Origin of the sequence: Microcystis ichthyoblabe FBCC-A1114, assembly GCF_050500245.1 — a bacterium.
Taxonomy (GTDB): domain Bacteria; phylum Cyanobacteriota; class Cyanobacteriia; order Cyanobacteriales; family Microcystaceae; genus Microcystis; species Microcystis ichthyoblabe_A.
This window is the reverse complement of sequence record NZ_CP191408.1, coordinates 1624309-1640891: the sequence shown is the minus strand read 5'-3', so window position 1 is coordinate 1640891 and position 16583 is coordinate 1624309. Positions and strand designations below refer to the sequence as shown.

Here is a 16583-nt window from a genome sequence, read left to right as displayed (position 1 = left end):
CAAACATTCCTCAATTTTTAGCTAACTTTAAGATTGTCCCAGACTCTTAAAAAACGAAGATTAAACGTAAATGCCAATTATTAGCCGTTTCCCTCTCGATTTCGATGCGACGGATAAACTCACGAAAATAAAAACGGCGCTCTATTTCCGATAAATCTCGCCAAAATTGCGGAAAAGCAACGGCACGAGCGATAATAGTCAGGTTATCGGGGGGTAATTGGTCTAAACGTCCTTGAATCTGCGCGATCTCGTTTTTCAGTTTATAGGCCCGTAGATTAGCCGTTTCTTGATCTAAAATTCCCGCCGCTTCTAGGGAGGGCAATTGCGACAAAATATCGTTTTTTTGCCCTATTTCCTCGCTCATTCCCCGTTTGATCCCCTCTAAATCCGGTAAAGATATCTGAGCGATCGTCGGTGGTAGGTCTTGACAAATGCGCTCGATTGTGCTATCGAGAATTTTCTCATAAGCGATCGCCGAACATTTTTTTGTCCGGGGACATTGCAAAGGTCGCAAATAGAGGTATTCTAGACCCTTTCCTCGCGCCGTCACTTTGGTAATCGTCATCCCCGATTGACATTGACTACAGACGACTAAACCCGCTAAGGAACGCGGGGCGCTGGCACTGCGGGGGGGTAATTTGCGATTATTTCTCAGGATGCGATCGATCTGGGCTGCTTCTTCCCGGGAGATAATCGGGGTGTGGGTATCGGGGATAATATCTTGACCGAGATAGCACAAATCACCGCGATAAACGGGATTAGTCAGCCATTTATGGGCAGTAGCTACCGATATCTTTTTACCGTAGCGTTTTTCTAGATAGCGCACCGTGGAACGCAGGGAAGCGGAAATCAAAAAGCGATCAAAAAAGTCTTTGACTACTGGCGCGGTACTGCGATCGAGTATATAACGCTCCTTGCCACGACGATAACCGTAGGGTGCTTTTCCGGGGGGAGGTAAAGCTTGCAGACGATTGCGAGCGTGACCTGCTTTTAAACGATTACTTAGTTCGTTTTTTGATATTTCTTGCAGAATCTTGGCAAAATTCAGCTTATAATCTGGGTCTTCCAGGGCAATTATATCTATGTCGAGGGCTTCTAAGGATTGTAAAATTTTGCTAACTTCCGTGCCATTGTCTCCTAATTCTGCTAGGCGATGCAGGATCAGCAGTCGGGGGGGAGTCCCTTGACAATCGCAGAGTAGTTGCTGCCGCTGTGAGCGATCGCCAAAATCTTGATACACTTGTTCGGGAGAATAGTCCCAAATCGAGGCATCGGGAGGACTATCGATCAGGGGGTTAGTATAGGTGTAGGCGATAATTTTCATGTTTTGCCGAAATCCTCCTATAGATAAACTGTACTATATTTAAACCGCGTCCTGAAAAGTTTAGTACAAATGATCGAACTGCCTCGACCCAGCCTCCTTCTCACCGATCATAGACAGTCTTAACCAATAATTTAGATAGTCAACAGCTTATAAGTAGTGGGACTTAAAATCTTGAAACCTGTTGTTAGTAAGTAGTCGTGCCAAATTAATTTCCTAGTCGAGACAGGAGACTCCGAGACAGGAGACTCCGAGACGGGAGACAGCTATTAGGGATCGGATTTGAGTTTTCAGTTCTCTGTTTGCTCACATCAGCAGAAGTCTCACGGAGTAGTGGCTTAGATGTGTAATTAATTTTGCTTAGATACTTAGAAGGAAAATTCTTTCACCACTTCGCTGGTAAATAGCAGAGCGGTGGTTATCTTTTCACCCCCTTGCCTCGCGCGTCTTTAACTGGTACTTTTGGATCGGTGGCGATGATGTGAAGATCGATATTTTTCTGCCAGATCAGGCGCATAAGTTTTTGGGTGAAAGAACCTTTGATGAAATGCTTCCAGCGCGATTGACGGCTCTCCCCAATTACAATCTGGGTGATTCGTTCCCGCTCGGCTACCTCTGCGATCGCTGCCGCCACCTGATAGCTTTTAACCCGTAAGAATTTGCCCTCGAATTCCCCACATAAACGTTGGCAGGTTTCGATATGTAAAGCCTCCTCTCTGGTGAGAAAGCGATCGGGGTTATCGACGAAAATCACGAAAAATTCCGCGTTCATATACCCTGCTACCCGCGCTCCTCGACGTAATAATCGTAAAGAGTTGGGATAGGTGGAAACACAAACTAATACCCGTTCGTGAACGGGACAGGATTGACCGATAAATGTCGAATTACTCGCTTCTTCTTCTACTGTATCGGCCACTTCGCGCAGGGCGAGTTCCCGTAGGGCGATTAAATTACGCCGTTGAAAGAAATTATTTAAAGATGGTTGGATCTTTTCCGGAGCGTAGATTTTTCCTGCTAATAATCTTTCCTCTAGGGTTTCGGCGGTGACATCTACCACGATCACTTCATCAGCTTCCTCCAAAATTCGATCGGGTATTCTCTCCCGCACCACCACCCCGGTGATCCTAGCAACCAGATCGTTTAAACTCTCGATATGCTGGATATTCACGGTCGAGTAAACATCGATTCCCCGGGACAAAATTATCTCTACGTCCTGAAAGCGTTTCTCTCGCTCCGAACCGGGTACATTCGTGTGGGCCAATTCATCAATCAGACACAGCTGCGGCGAGCGGGCGATAATCGCTTCCGTATCCATTTCCGAGAGAGTGAATCCCTCTTTCTCTAGGATTTTTCTTGGTACGATTTCCAATCCCTCGGCTTTTTCGGCGGTCTCTTTTCTGCCGTGGGTTTCGAGAAGTCCAATCACCACGTCGGTTCCCTGCTTTCTGAGGCTATGTCCCTCCTCCAGCATTTTGTAGGTTTTCCCGACTCCAGGGGCCATCCCGATAAAAATTTTATGTCTTCCCCGTCGCACAATTGTCTCCTTTTTGGCAACTTACCTTACAGATTAAGATAATTCGATCGTAGCCGGGGGGATTGAGTATCATTAATCCTTTTAATAGTGACGTGGAGTATAAACCCATTGTTTTGTTTTACCTTGCCCAATAAGGCGAGTTTTACTCGATCCGACCAAAATTATAGTCCGCATATCCGCATCTTTAATAGTCATATCCTCTAGGAATTTCACCGTCACTGTTTCCCCTTTTCGCCCTAAATTACGCGCTAGTACCACGGGAGTTTGCGGCGATCGCCATTGTAATAAAATCTCTTTTGCCTTCTCCAATTGCCAAGTGCGCTCTTGAGACACAGGATTATAAAATGCGATCGCTAAATCGGCCCGGGCCGCTAACTCAATACGCTGAGAAATCACCTGCCAAGATTTGAGAATATCCGATAGGGAAATCGCACAAAAATCATGGCCTAAAGGTGCGCCAACCCTAGCAGCCGCCGCTTGCATGGCCGAAATCCCCGGACAGACCTGAATGGCCACCTGCTGCCATGCCGGTTTTGCTTTTTTTTCTAATACCTCAAACACGGCCGCGGCCATGGCATAAATTCCGGGATCTCCGGAGGAAACTAAGACAACCGATCGCCCCTTAGCCGCTAAATCTAGGGCTATTTCTGCGCGATCGAGTTCCACCCGATTATCCGATTCATGGCGGACAATTTCTGGTTTTTTCAGGAATTCTACCAAATCCAAATAGGTTTTATAACCCACCCAATCCGTGGCTTTTTCCAACACTTCTCGAACTTCCGGCGACATCCAATTTAGCGCACCAGGGCCGGTTCCGACTATGGCTAATTTACCTTGACTTTCCTGGGCAAAATCCCCTGGGGACAAACTGGATTTTTCCTTAATTTGCTGGCTTTCCTCATACAGATAAACTAAACAGTTACTGCTAGGTTTTGCCAAGTTTAAGTTATTTTTATCTATAATCTCAATGCTCAATTTTGCTGCTGATGAAATTGGTAAATTACTATTTTTTAACCAGTCCGCTTCACCGATTAATTTTACTTTTTCACCCGCCAATAAATCGGACAAAAACTTCTTAGCATCATCGGGATTAACTAACTGATAACCCGGGGGTGGCGATAATAAAGTCGTTTTAAATCTAATATCACCAGTGGTGGTAATTGCGGGGGAAATTTGCCAAACCGAGGCAATTTGACGAGCGAGATCATTAACCCCTTGTAAACCCCCCAACAAAGGCACTACGGCGCTGCCATCTTCTGCGATTGCTAATACAGGCGGTTCTTGCCATTTATTAGTTAATAAAGGTGCTAAAGTGCGAATTAAAATACCCACCGCACAAATGCCAATAATTGGCGTTCCCGTCTGGAAAAATTCTCGCACCGTTTCGCCAAAATTAGTATAGGTAAAATCAGCCGAATGGGTACGATCTATTAACCCATAAACCACTGCTTCCGGTAGGACCATTTGCACTTGACGAGCCACGGGGATACTGGTTTCTCCTAAAATCAGAATAGCTGGAGGTTTCATTTGGCTTCCCCCGACTGCGCTGCGGTTAACTTTTGGATAAATTCTTGATGTTCTACCGAGTTAATTCCAGCTTTTAAGATGTCTAACACCCGTGACATATTGCCGTTGAGCATGGCTGAAATATCTAACCACAAACCCGGAAATACTAGAGAGCAAATCACTCCTTCTTGGTTGGGTAACAAAGAAATATAATCGCCATTTTCTAAACTAAACCAATCAATTTTTTGATCAAATACCTGCCAAATAAGATATTCTTGAATGCCACTGCGCCGATAAGCACGTTTTTTATCCCCTAAATCTATGGCGGCACTACTAGCGGCAATTTCTACCACTAATTCCGGCGCTCCTTCTAGGTATCCCTCTACAGTTAGGGTTGATTTTCCACCGCTTTCTTGGCTGATTAATAACACCCCATCCGGCTGTAGTTCGTTGTCGATATCCAAGCGGACTGTTGGCTCAATACCCATTTGTACTTGGGGTGTAGCAGCTTGATAAACTCCCAACCAAGTGATTAAACGTCCGTGGGGTTCAGCATGAAATTTAAACCTTAATGGGGATGCCATATATACAACTCCTTCGATCAGTTCGGCTTTTTTTAATCCTGGCATAGCTTGATAACGGCGCTCGAATTCAGGACGAATTAAGCGATCCCCATTTTCTAACGGGGGTAAATGTTGAGTGGTTACAATCTGAGAAGTTAAGGATTTAACCGGAGAAGAAGTCATGGTGGCAGTCTTTGGGAACAAAACAGCATTGATTTTATTATAGATTGTTTCATCGGACTTCTTAAAGGATTTAATTTTTAACTGAAATTTTCCCGGAAGTCCTGAGCTTTTAGCGATGGAATGAATGGCGACCAACAGATAGACAATTACTCAAAACTATACCATTTATCTTAGTGATGAGGTACAAAATTTTCCTTTTGGGAAGTCGGTAGTCGATACCAAATTAGGTTACACTTCATCTAGTTATGAGAAATGCTGTCATAACTGATATAGCGCACCTAAATGAAATGTAAACGTCCTCTTCTAGAGCCTACCCATTCACGAGTCAATTAGGCACACTATAACTAATAACTGATAATCGATAACTGATAATGTTGGTTCCCCTTACCCGTCAATCGATCGAGCAAATTGTCCCGATTATCGCCACAGGTCCCCAGTACGCTCACTATTGGGGTAAATGGTCTGATTTTCTGCGCCGTTTATTCATTTCTATCATCGCTCTCACCGCAGCTTGGTTAATCGGTAATTTATTCGGCCCGGGTGGTTTAACAATTAAACTGATTTTCGACATTATCGCCGGTTTATATTGGCTCTGGGGTCCGGTTTACTGGGCCAGTGTTCGCAATAGTACCTATCGTCGTCTTCCCTACGGGGGATTTTGGCGCGGTCGCGTTTTCGATGCTTTTGTAACCGAGGAATTAATCGGGGAAGAAGAAAGGGTCAATAAACGCGGGGAATTAGAGATTATCGAAAATCGCCAACGCTGTATTAATCTAGAAATCGGTGATCAAACTGGTTTTTCGGCGATCGTTCGCGCTCCCCTCAAACGCATCCATAAATCGATCCGTCCCGGGATGGTGGCCGAAGCTTTGTTAATGTCTCGAGACCCCGATTTAGGGGATATCAATCAGCTTTCTGATGTCCATCTTCCCCAACTCGACCAGTGGATAGGGGAATATCCTGTGCTGCGACGGGATATTTTCCAGCAAGTTAGTCGCGAATTGGGAGGGGGAAAAGAACCCCGGCCAAAACCTTCTCGTTATTCTAATAATGTCATCCGAAGACGCAAAACCCGTTAATGGTTCGGCGATCTTTGAAAAGATACCAGTTTCCTGGTCATCAATTAATCATAATTTACAGATTTTGGGTAATTTAATCCTTGTTTTTGCTGTTTTTGAACCATCAAAAATTAATTATGCAAGAGGTTTAATATAATGTTAATTGAGCTTAGAAGGAGATAAATCGATGACGGCATCCTATGAGCAAGACTTTGGACTTTGGGCCGAACAAATGGCCGATTTATTAGCTTCCGGTCGGTTTTCCGAGTTGGATATTGAGAATTTAGTCGAAGAGGTGCGGGATTTGTCGAAACGGGAGCGCGATCGCTTACTCGCTAGTCTCAGATTAATTTTGCATCATTTATTAAAGTGGGACTATCAACCTCAACGGCGATCCAGGGGTTGGTTGGGAACTATTCAACAAGAAAGAGCTAATATTAGGCTTTATTTGGACGATAGCCCCAGTTTAAAGCGATATTTAACCGATGAAAGCCTATTTAAACTCTATGCTGTTGCTTGTTGCGATGCCTTTAGAGAGACGGGATTAGAGTTTCCCCCAGTTTGTCCCTACGGTATTGAGGATATTTTAAATCGTTCTCTTCATTTGTCGGAACGATAGACGAAAAACGATTAAAGTTGGTAAGCTTAGATAGTATCCACAGAATCTTAAGTTTATCGCCATGGTTGACTGGTTAATTGTCTGGGAGGTTACTCAAGCCGCAGGTTCGCTTGTTCTTTCAGTAATGCAAGAGTTGGCAAAAGAGGGTGCAAAAGATTACGGAAAGGAATTTTTTAAAAACAGTCTAGGTAAAGTGTCACACTTACTTGAAAAAGATGTTCAAAAAAAAGCTTATGGAAAAGCAATGAAGGAGTTTTTAGCACTCTTTCAGCAACAGTTAGAAATGGCCGATCTGGAGGATGATCAAATTAAAAACTTTGAAAAACCCCTCAATACTTTTATTAAAGATGAACAAGTTGAACCTATTTTAGGGGATGCTTTTGATATTGATTGTCAAGTTCTTGATACTTTGACGTTAGCTCAATCTTGGCAAAGACTTAATTGATCGCCGTTACCTGCTGAATTTAACTGGGAAAAACTCGGTAAATTTTATTTGAGAAAAACTCAGGAAATTATTGAAAATTCTGAAAAGCTAAGAGCCGTTTTTTTAGTTAAGTTACAGAATAAAGATAGCCAAAATATTCAAGAAATAGCAGGAGTTAAAACAGATTACAATTTAGATAACTATGCGGAAGGCTTAAAAAAGGAATATGGCCATCTTAAATTAGAGTGTTTAGACACAACGACTTATGAGCAAATCAAACTCTGGAGAATGTTTGTGCCGCAAAATGTGAGACGATGTAAACAGTTTATTCCTCAACTTTATGAATTACCTAAAGAAGTGCTGCAGGAACTTGTAGATAGGGGAGAAATTACTCAAGCGGAGTTAGAACAAATACAAGCAGAACTAGAACGAAAACGGCGAGAATATCTGAATGAAAAATTAGATCCTGTTTTGGATATTGTCAATTCTTCTGAATACCGACGAACTGTAATTTTAGGCGATCCGGGGGCGGGAAAATCGAGTTTATTGCAGTATTTAGCTTTAAATTGGGCTGAAAAAGAACTCAGTCAGCGTGTTTTGCTTCCCCTTCCTCTTTTGATAGAATTGCGTATTTATGCCAGAGATAAGAATGAAAAAAAGTGTAAGAATATTCTAGAATTTTTCCATCAAGGTAATCTGATTTGTCATCTCAATCAACTTGCTTTAGATGATAAGCTTAAAAAGGGTCAAGTTGTTGTGCTTTTTGATGGCTTAGATGAAGTTTTTAATCCTCAATTAAGAGAAGAAATTGTCACGGATATCAAACGTTTTAGTATTCAATATCTTCAAGTGCAGATTATAGTAACTTCTCGCTGGTTAGGATATAAAGCAGAAGAATTAAATCATGCTGGTTTTGAACATTTTATGATCCAAGATTTAGATAAAGATCAGATTGAAGATTTTATTCAACGTTGGCATGATTTAGCTTTTGAAAATCGAGATGATAAAACCCAAAAACAAGAACGTTTACAAAAGGCAATTAAGGAGTCAAAAGCGATTCGGCAATTAGCAGGAAATCCTTTATTATTAACGATGATGGCTATTCTGAACCGAACTCAAGAATTACCAAGAGATCGCTCAAAACTTTATGAAAAAGCGTCAGAGGTGTTATTACATCAATGGGATTTTGAAACCAAGGAAGGATTAATTGATCCTGAACTGAAAAAATATCTTTACAATATTGATCTAAGAGATAAAAGGGACATTCTGCGTTTAGTCGCAAGTGCCATGCAAGCAGGAGAAAAAGGGTTAGATGCTAATTTAATCTATAAGGAAGAATTAGAAAATATTTTGACTCAATATCTTGAAAAAACAGGAATTAACAAACGAGATGCCAGTGATCTGACTGATTTAATTATCAAACAACTGCGCTATCGTAATTTTATTCTTTGTTCTTTAGGTGGCAATGCTTTTGCTTTTGTTCATCGAACTTTTTTAGAATACTTTTGTGCTTGCGAGTTTTATGAAAGATTTAAAAACCGAGGATTCCCAGACGGAATTACTCTTGAGGAATTGAAAACCAAAGTATTTGGAGAACATTATTCAGATCCTGTTTGGAAAGAAGTTTTATGTTTATTGATGGGGATGCTAAGTGCAGAATTTCCTAAAGAAATTGCTGAAGAATTAATTAGTTATCTCATTGATATAGAGGAAAAAGATCAGGGATTTGCTCATCTTTTTTTGGCAGCAGATTGTTATGGAGAATTGCGAAACCAGTCTATTTATGTTGAACTAAGTCAGCGATTGTTAAATCAACTAGAAAGGCTTTATGATAAAGATATAAGTTATTATAAAAAATATGATACTGGAAACCGGTGGGGACAAAGGGAGAAAAACAGAGACAAAAGTATTTCTTGTGTTGTAAAAAATTGGCAAGGTGATCCCAACGGATGGAATATGCTTCAAAAAATAGCTCAATCTGCAGCAACCAGTTGGCGACAACAACCTATTATCGACGCATTGGTTCAAATTGCTCAACTATACCCAGTGGCATTATCTAAAATTCAAGAACTTGCTAATAGGGGTAAATCAAAAGCAATTGAAGCTTTAGTAACCTATTGGCGAGATCACCCTCAAACTTTATCCATTATTCAACAACAAGCTAACAAGGGTCAATCAAAAGCAATTGAAGCTTTAGCAACCCATTGGCGAGATAATCCGCAAACTTTACCCATTATTCAACAACTAATTAATAAGGGTGAAAGGGAAATTATTGAACTTCGTAGAGCATTAGGTAAAATAACAATTGACTCGGAAATAGGAGCAATTATTGAAACGATATTAGCTAGAAAGGATGTAGATGATAAAATCAAAGAAGATTTTAAGCAACTTCTTGAGTATAATAATTCCAGAGATTGGAGAAACCCTGATCAATATAGTCAGAACAAAAGGGAGTGGGATAGTCAGAACAAAAGAGGCGCTGGCGGTTATTTTTCTACTTTAATAACTAAAATAACTGATCCTGAAATTTTAGTAAAATCTTTGCAGGATTTAGGAATAATAGTTAAACGTGAAGCAGATGTTCGTGGTTCTAACGGTCAAAGAGTTAGAGCAGATATTGTTGCTGTGCTAGAGGGAGATTATGATCTAGGTTGGAGTCGTAATACCGACGGAAGTTTTGACTTAATTGCTGATTTATGGGGAGTTGCTAAAAAACATAGTCAAACTGAATTGATTAATAGTATCAATGCAAAATATGCTGTTAATAAAACCCTTAAAGAAATTAAAGAGAGAGGTTTAAATTAGCGCAATCGCTAATCTACTAATCTTGTAGGGTGCGTGTTTGCGGCTACTAATTCTGATGAAAAACCAAAATCAATAATCCGCACCCGACGCAGCAAATTTATTATTAAATTGGTGCATTATGCTTTCGCACTTCACACCCTAAGAGTGGTACGAAGTTGAAGGGTGATCGTTCTTGTCGGTGGGGTGGAGTGCGATCTCTGTCATCGAATAAGATATAATTGGGAAGGTAAAAATAGTTAAAGCATTATGAGTTACCAAAACATTATTACCATTGAACCTGGAAAACGAAGCGGAAAACCCTGCATTCGAGGAATGCGTATAACTGTGTACGATATTCTAGAATATTTAGCAGCAGGAATGACAGAAGCAGAAATTCTTGAGGATTTTTCAGAATTAACTTCCGAGGATATCAAAGCTTGTTTGGCTTTTGCTGCTGATCGAGAGAAAAAATTATTTATCACCTCTTTATGAAACTGTTATTAGATGAAAATTTGTCAGATCGGATTATTGATAAAATAATTGATTTATATTCTGATTCCCAGCACGTCAAGACTTTAGGACTGATCAATACTGATGATGCACTTATCTGGGAATTTGCCAAATTCAACGATTTTGTAATTGTCTCTAAAGATGCCGATTTTCATCAGCGCAGTCTATTATATGGTCATCCACCCAAATTTATCTATCTTCGTATTGGCAATAGTCCCACTGCAAAGATTATCGAAATTTTAAGAGTTTATTTTTTAATTATTGTTGAATTTTTTGATAGTGAAACAGAAAGTCTGTTGATATTAAGTTGAGTGTGATCGCTGATCTTGTAGGGTGCGTGTTTGCGGTTACTAATTCTGTTAAAAAACCAAAATCAATAATCTGCACCCCACGCACCAACTTTGTCATTAAATTGGTGCGTTACTACGATTAATTTTCTCACTGGATTGACCCAAGGAAACCCAACACACATTAGATAGGGTTTGCCGAAAAAGCTTTTCGTGGGGTTAGGAGTCAGTCCCGATGAAAAAATTTTCACCACCACAGATGAAAGAGGTTTCTTTCCCTACACCCCACACCCTACACCCTACACCCTCTTTCCAGTCAGTCCCAACGAAAAAATTTTCACCCCCACAGATGAAAGAGGTTTCTTTCCCTACACCCTACACCCTCTTTCCAGTCAGTCCCGATGAAAAAATTTTCACCCCCACAGATGAAAGAGGTTTCTTTCCCTACACCCCACACCCGTTCGGACATCGGCCATCTATATATATAGGGTTTGCCGAAAAAGCGTTTCGTGGGGTTAGGAGTGAGTATTCAGTATTCAGATGCGGGTTTTCAGTTCACTGTTCACAGCAAAATACTCCCCACTTCCCCACTTCCCCACTTCCCTATCCCTTTTAAACAGGATTTATTATTAGCCTGTATCAGCATTTCTGATTACGTTGTTAAGTTTGGCTAATAACACCTTATTTTTAGTTCCTTGTCAAGCCCCTATTATAATTTTTAATCTTTGATCCTTAGTCCGATTTAACATTGATATTAAAAATCTGGTTTTTTGTAGCGAAGAAAACAGTTTTATTAACCATTATCTGCAGCTATAGAGGGAAATCGGGGGGGGCTGATAATCCTTGAAAGCCTTGTCAATACTAGCGTTATTACCTTTCGAAATTTCACTAATTCCCCAAGTTTTCCTAACCTTGACCCCCTCTAGGAGACAAAAAATTAAAAACTTCCCATCTTAACTTGGTTCTTAGCGCAAGTCAACCCTTTATTTAAATTTTTGATTCTCTTGCCCGATAACGATATAAATTCTCGTAATGACCAACCAATTTTCCGTGATAGGGTTGAACAGAACGCAACCAAGTTAGCTTTGCAAGCAAAAAGGAATGTTAGCAAATTCCTTCAGCTTTGCATTGGGAACTTGCTAACGCACAATAAGAAGGTCTATGAATAAACAACTGATCAACAAACTACAAGCTGTAACCGCCCTTACCGTAGTGGGGACTACAGCCTCGATAATTTGTTCCCAGACAGCAGGACACAGCAACAGCTTGACGAATATTAGCGTAGGTCGTCAAACTGTTATCGAGTCAACTACTCAAACCGTTCTGTCCGCTTTTTCTAATAGTCGAACATTCGATTCAGATATTAAAGTATCACGTTCGGTTCAAGATAATGCTAACGAAATTCTAAAAACTTTGGAGTCCCTAGTGGACAAAGAAAATACCGTCCCGGCAAGCGTTACACCCCGCACCCAAGAGGCCATTCCTTCGACCATACAACCCCAATCACAACCCAATCAAGTCAAACCGGCCCCGGCCAGCAATCCTGCCTCAGTGACACCAGCAGAGAAGCCAAAAACAACCCAGGGGACAAAAACCAGCAGTCGCCCCCGTAAACGGGGAATGGCCTCTTGGTATGGTCCTGGTTTCCACGGTCGTCGCACCGCTAGTGGTGAGACTTTTAACTCTGGTGGTTTAACTGCCGCTCATCGCTATCTACCTTTCGGCACTAGGGTTAGGGTAACTAATCTGCGTAATGGGCGCTCGGTGGTGGTCAGAATTAACGATCGCGGTCCGTTTACTGGTGGTCGCGTCATCGACCTCTCCAGAGGTGCGGCAGCGATTATCGGTGTCTTCCAGTCGGGAGTTGCCCCAGTGGTCTTGGAAGTTTTAGGCAGATAATCAGTGATCACTATGGCAGTGATCACTGCTATAGTGATCCTATTGGGATTTGACGGGGTTTATGTTAGAAATTAACGATTTATCGGTTAATTATGGCGGAATAAAGGCATTACAGCAGGTCAGCTTAAGGGTAGAAACGGGGGAAATTGTCACCCTCATTGGAGCGAACGGAGCAGGAAAAACGACGACTCTAAAGACGATATCTCGGCTTTTAACGGCAAAGACCGGGCGAATAATTTATCAGGGTCAAGATATTACCCATTTACCGCCCCATGAAATCGTTAAACGGGGAATTGCCCATAGTCCGGAAGGTAGAAGAATCTTAGCTCGTCAAACAGTCTTGACAAATTTGCAGTTAGGTGCCTATACGAGGAGCGATCGCCTAGGAGTAAAAAGCGATATCGAAGAGCAGTGGCAACTGTTTCCCCGACTATCGGAGCGCCGAGAGCAGTTAGCGGGAACCCTAAGCGGTGGGGAACAGCAGATGCTTGCGATCGCCAGAGCTTTAATGAGTCGTCCCAAGTTATTGTTACTAGACGAACCCAGTTTAGGACTAGCGCCGCAGATAGTGCGAGAAATCTTCAGTATTATCCGTAAATTAAATGAATCGGGAGTAACTATCCTGTTAGTGGAACAAAACGCCAATTTAGCCCTAGAAACTGCCAATCGCGGCTATGTTTTGGAAGCGGGACGCTTGACTATCGCGGGAAAAGCCGGGGATTTACTCAGGGATGAGCGGGTCAAACAGGCCTATTTGGGTTAATCGATGATGATACGCCAACTATAGATAAAATTCTATGGTAAAGGTAGGAGAAAAAATATTCACAAAATTTTACAAAGTCGCATAAAATGAACACATAACGAAATAGGTATTTTTTCTTACTGCCATGCTAACGGCTAACTTCCCCTGGCTCACTGCCATCATTTTGCTCCCCTTGCTTTCCTCCTTCCTAATCCCTGTAATCCCCGACAAGGAAGGAAAAACCGTTCGTTGGTTTGCTCTTGGAGTCGGACTAGCAGACTTTATATTAATGTGTTACGTCTTTTTACAAAAATATGATTTAAGCAACCCCAACCTACAATTAGTAGAAAAAATCGATTGGGTTCCCCAAATTGGTTTAAGTTGGGCGGTGTCGGTGGATGGTATCTCGGCACCGTTAGTTTTATTAGCAGGATTGGTGACAACCCTTTCTATCTTGGCCGCATGGCAAGTGGACCGTAAACCCCGTTTGTTCTACTTCCTGATGCTGTTGCTCTACGCCGCTCAGATTGGTGTTTTCGTCGCCCAAGACTTATTATTATTCTTTTTAATGTGGGAAATCGAGTTAATTCCCGTTTATCTACTCGTTTCCATCTGGGGTGGCCAAAAACGTCGTTATGCCGCCACTAAATTCTTACTCTACACCGCCGCCGCTTCTATCTTCATCCTCGTTGCTGGTCTAGCCATGGCCCTTTACGGTGGTGGTACGATGACCTTTGACATGGCGGAATTAGGATTTAAAGATTATCCCCTCGCTTTAGAATTAGTCCTTTACGCTGGTTTATTAATCGCTTTCGGGGTCAAACTCGCTATCTTCCCCCTGCATACTTGGCTCCCCGATGCTCACGGTGAAGCTTCTGCACCTGTATCGATGATTCTCGCTGGTGTTCTCCTCAAAATGGGTGGTTATGGTTTAATCCGTCTTAATATGGGGCTTCTACCCGATGCACATATCTACTTTGCTCCGATTCTAGCGATTCTCGGTGTCGTTAATATTATCTACGGTGCTTTCGCTTCCTTCGGTCAACAAAACATGAAACGCCGTCTCGCTTATTCCTCGGTTTCACACATGGGATTCGTCCTTTTAGGGATTGCTTCCTTTACCGATGTGGGTATTAGCGGCGCTATGTTACAAATGCTCTCCCATGGTTTAATTGCCGCCGTCTTATTCTTCCTTGCTGGTGTCACCTACGACCGCACCCATACCTTAGCTTTAAACGAGATGGGTGGGATTGCTCAAGCGATGCCGAAAGTCTTCGCTCTCTTTACTGCCGGCGCCATGGCTTCCCTAGCGTTACCCGGAATGAGCGGTTTTGCCAGTGAAATTACTGTGTTTATCGGTGTCACTAGCAGTGACGTTTATAGCCAAACCTTCCGGGTTGTGACTGTCTTCCTCGCTTCCGTTGGTTTAATCCTCACCCCGATTTATCTACTCTCCATGCTTCGTCAAGTTTTCTACGGAGATGGTTCTTCCTGCGATATTACTAACATTACCCCCAACAAAAGCAACGAACAAGCAGTTTGTTTTGGTACTAGCTGTGTCCTTCCTGACGAATCAGAATATATTGACGCTAAACCCAGAGAAATCTTTATCGCTGTCTCTTTCCTCGCTTTGATTGTCGCTATCGGTTTCTATCCCCAACTGGCTACCCGTATCTACGATGTGAAAACGGTGGCAGTTAACTCGGAAGTGCGTCAAGCTTACACAGAAATCGCCGCTACTCGTCAAAATATCTACGCTGAAACTCAACCGGACGTGAGCGCCAAAGTTGCCAGTATATTCCAATAAATTGGCAAGTCTAAAGTGAATAGGTTATCAGGAGTGGAAATTCTGCTCCTGATTTTTTTGGCGAGGAAAAAGATGCGAGCATTTATACTAAAATCTAAGATAGCCAGTTTAATATCGTCTCTGGGATCAAAACAAAAGCTTAGAATAGATAAAATATGTGGACTTTTATTGATTTATTTGCCGGTATAGGAGGATTTAGAATCGCTCTAGAGAATCTCGGTTGTCAATGCGTTTTTTCCTCGGAAATCGATCCTCACTCCCAAAAGGTTTACTTGGCTAACTATGGTCATTTACCCGATAATCAAGACATCAGAAACTTAGAGGCAAAAACTGTCCCCGATCATGACATACTGTGCGGCGGTTTTCCCTGTCAAGCGTTTAGTATCGCCGGCAGAAAACACGGTTTTGAAGATGCACGCGGAACCTTATTTTTTGAAGTTGCCCGGATATTACACGAAAAGAAACCGAAAGCTTTTATCTTAGAAAATGTCCAGGGTTTAGTCCATCATGATCGAGGTAAAACTTTAAAAACTATTTTAGATATATTAGAAAAGGATTTGCATTATTTTGTCCCTAGTCCCCAGATTTTAAATGCCAGATATTTTGGGGTTCCTCAAAACCGTCCCCGAATTTTTATCGTCGGTTTTCGAGAAGATTTAAATATTTACCATTTTTCCTATCCTCAACCAACCCATCAAGAAACTTGTCTCAAAGATATTCTAGAAGAAAAGGAAGTCAGCGTTAAATATTATCTCTCTAATCAGTATTTAGAAACCTTGTTTAAACACAGGGCCAGACACCAAAATAAAGGTAATGGGTTCGGTTATGAGATTATTTCTCCCGATGGGATCGCTAATGCTATTGTGGTGGGAGGTATGGGAAAAGAAAGAAATTTAGTTATCGATCAAAGACTGACTAATTTTACTCCGGTTACTCGCATTAAGGGAGAGGTAAATAAATTATTCGTCCGCAGAATGACCCCCAGGGAATGGGCAAGATTACAGGGATTTCCCGATAGTTTTCAGATTGTTGTTAGCGATGTCCAAGCTTATAAACAGTTCGGCAATTCTGTGGCTATTCCCGTGGTAAAAGCAGTGGCAAAAGAGGTGATTAAAGCTTTAGATTTATCCAGAAATTCTCAAGAAAATATCAGGGTTAGAGACCTACAGGGAAAACAATTAGAACTATTGTCAATCTGAGGAACAATAACAATTTTTTCTAGGGGTTTGGGTATATCAAGAATAGTTATTATTGGAATGATGCGTTGGCTGTTTAGGCTCAACTCTAACTGGATTAATACTAAATCTGGTTATTAAAAACTGATTATTTATTCTCCCTATTGCCTA

At 41.7% G+C, this 16583-nt stretch carries 14 protein-coding genes and 1 pseudogene; 11 read left to right on the top strand and 4 right to left on the bottom strand.

What is annotated here, in order from left to right; translation table 11 throughout:
• Window positions 1-46: 46 nt before the first annotated feature.
• From ACQY1Y_RS07980 to ACQY1Y_RS07965, 4 genes are all read right to left on the bottom strand, one after another.
• Window positions 47-1324 carry a recombinase family protein gene (locus ACQY1Y_RS07980; protein WP_004162342.1) on the bottom strand — a complete coding sequence of 426 codons (1278 nt, stop codon included), beginning with the start codon at window positions 1322-1324 and terminating at the stop codon, window positions 47-49.
• A 415-nt stretch (window positions 1325-1739) separates the two neighbouring features.
• A complete protein-coding gene (locus ACQY1Y_RS07975) occupies window positions 1740-2855 on the bottom strand; it encodes a universal stress protein (RefSeq protein ID WP_430014326.1) in 1116 nt (371 codons plus the stop codon).
• Window positions 2856-2936: 81 nt separating this feature from the next.
• Entirely contained in the window at window positions 2937-4382 is a 1446-nt protein-coding gene (gene cobJ / locus ACQY1Y_RS07970; protein WP_430014325.1) for a precorrin-3B C(17)-methyltransferase, read from the bottom strand.
• Window positions 4379-5107 carry a Uma2 family endonuclease gene (locus tag ACQY1Y_RS07965; protein WP_430014324.1) on the bottom strand — a complete coding sequence of 243 codons (729 nt, stop codon included), beginning with the start codon at window positions 5105-5107 and terminating at the stop codon, window positions 4379-4381. Before ACQY1Y_RS07965 ends, cobJ begins: the two co-directional genes overlap by 4 nt.
• A 371-nt stretch (window positions 5108-5478) precedes the next feature.
• Between ACQY1Y_RS07965 and ACQY1Y_RS07960 the strand changes: the two genes are divergently transcribed.
• The 11 genes and pseudogenes from ACQY1Y_RS07960 (at window position 5479) to ACQY1Y_RS07910 (ending at window position 16436) form a co-directional block, all read left to right on the top strand.
• On the top strand, window positions 5479-6186 hold the full coding sequence (locus tag ACQY1Y_RS07960; protein WP_430014323.1) for a phosphate ABC transporter permease: 708 nt from the start codon (window positions 5479-5481) through the stop codon (window positions 6184-6186).
• A gap of 166 nt (window positions 6187-6352) precedes the next feature.
• Window positions 6353-6784 (top strand): DUF29 domain-containing protein, encoded by a 432-nt coding sequence (locus ACQY1Y_RS07955; RefSeq protein ID WP_287234464.1) that lies wholly within the window; start codon window positions 6353-6355, stop codon window positions 6782-6784.
• A gap of 61 nt (window positions 6785-6845) precedes the next feature.
• Window positions 6846-8129 (top strand): annotated as a pseudogene (locus ACQY1Y_RS07950) (NACHT domain-containing protein); the annotation flags it as partial.
• Window positions 8130-9710: 1581 nt separating this feature from the next.
• A complete protein-coding gene (locus ACQY1Y_RS07945; protein WP_272103472.1) occupies window positions 9711-10013 on the top strand; it encodes a DUF1257 domain-containing protein in 303 nt (100 codons plus the stop codon).
• Window positions 10014-10259: 246 nt separating this feature from the next.
• Window positions 10260-10484, top strand: coding sequence for a DUF433 domain-containing protein (locus ACQY1Y_RS07940; RefSeq protein ID WP_002745983.1), 225 nt, complete (start codon window positions 10260-10262; stop codon window positions 10482-10484).
• Window positions 10481-10813, top strand: a complete 333-nt coding sequence (locus ACQY1Y_RS07935) for a DUF5615 family PIN-like protein (RefSeq protein ID WP_149978137.1) — start codon at window positions 10481-10483, stop codon at window positions 10811-10813. Before ACQY1Y_RS07940 ends, ACQY1Y_RS07935 begins: the two co-directional genes overlap by 4 nt.
• Window positions 10814-10984: 171 nt before the next feature.
• Window positions 10985-11194: a hypothetical protein gene (locus ACQY1Y_RS07930; protein ID WP_036397425.1), complete on the top strand. Its 210-nt coding sequence runs from the start codon at window positions 10985-10987 to the stop codon at window positions 11192-11194.
• Window positions 11195-11950: 756 nt separating this feature from the next.
• Window positions 11951-12688 carry a septal ring lytic transglycosylase RlpA family protein gene (locus ACQY1Y_RS07925; protein WP_042791113.1) on the top strand — a complete coding sequence of 246 codons (738 nt, stop codon included), beginning with the start codon at window positions 11951-11953 and terminating at the stop codon, window positions 12686-12688.
• A 61-nt stretch (window positions 12689-12749) separates the two neighbouring features.
• Entirely contained in the window at window positions 12750-13451 is a 702-nt protein-coding gene (locus ACQY1Y_RS07920) for an ABC transporter ATP-binding protein (protein ID WP_130757844.1), read from the top strand.
• A 124-nt stretch (window positions 13452-13575) separates the two neighbouring features.
• On the top strand, window positions 13576-15237 hold the full coding sequence (locus tag ACQY1Y_RS07915; protein WP_430014322.1) for an NAD(P)H-quinone oxidoreductase subunit 4: 1662 nt from the start codon (window positions 13576-13578) through the stop codon (window positions 15235-15237).
• A gap of 155 nt (window positions 15238-15392) precedes the next feature.
• Window positions 15393-16436: a DNA cytosine methyltransferase gene (locus ACQY1Y_RS07910; protein WP_430014321.1), complete on the top strand. Its 1044-nt coding sequence runs from the start codon at window positions 15393-15395 to the stop codon at window positions 16434-16436.
• The last annotated feature ends 147 nt before the right edge of the window (window positions 16437-16583 follow it).

Coding starts and splice junctions, on each gene's coding strand:
- ACQY1Y_RS07920 (WP_130757844.1), top strand. CDS start 12,750: ATGTTAGAAATTAACGATTTATCGGTTAATTATGGCGGAATAAAGGCA.
- ACQY1Y_RS07965 (WP_430014324.1), bottom strand. CDS start 5,107: ATGACTTCTTCTCCGGTTAAATCCTTAACTTCTCAGATTGTAACCACT.
- ACQY1Y_RS07910 (WP_430014321.1), top strand. CDS start 15,393: ATGTGGACTTTTATTGATTTATTTGCCGGTATAGGAGGATTTAGAATC.
- ACQY1Y_RS07980 (WP_004162342.1), bottom strand. CDS start 1,324: ATGAAAATTATCGCCTACACCTATACTAACCCCCTGATCGATAGTCCT.
- ACQY1Y_RS07935 (WP_149978137.1), top strand. CDS start 10,481: ATGAAACTGTTATTAGATGAAAATTTGTCAGATCGGATTATTGATAAA.
- cobJ (WP_430014325.1), bottom strand. CDS start 4,382: ATGAAACCTCCAGCTATTCTGATTTTAGGAGAAACCAGTATCCCCGTG.
- ACQY1Y_RS07940 (WP_002745983.1), top strand. CDS start 10,260: ATGAGTTACCAAAACATTATTACCATTGAACCTGGAAAACGAAGCGGA.
- ACQY1Y_RS07925 (WP_042791113.1), top strand. CDS start 11,951: ATGAATAAACAACTGATCAACAAACTACAAGCTGTAACCGCCCTTACC.
- ACQY1Y_RS07915 (WP_430014322.1), top strand. CDS start 13,576: ATGCTAACGGCTAACTTCCCCTGGCTCACTGCCATCATTTTGCTCCCC.
- ACQY1Y_RS07960 (WP_430014323.1), top strand. CDS start 5,479: ATGTTGGTTCCCCTTACCCGTCAATCGATCGAGCAAATTGTCCCGATT.
- ACQY1Y_RS07955 (WP_287234464.1), top strand. CDS start 6,353: ATGACGGCATCCTATGAGCAAGACTTTGGACTTTGGGCCGAACAAATG.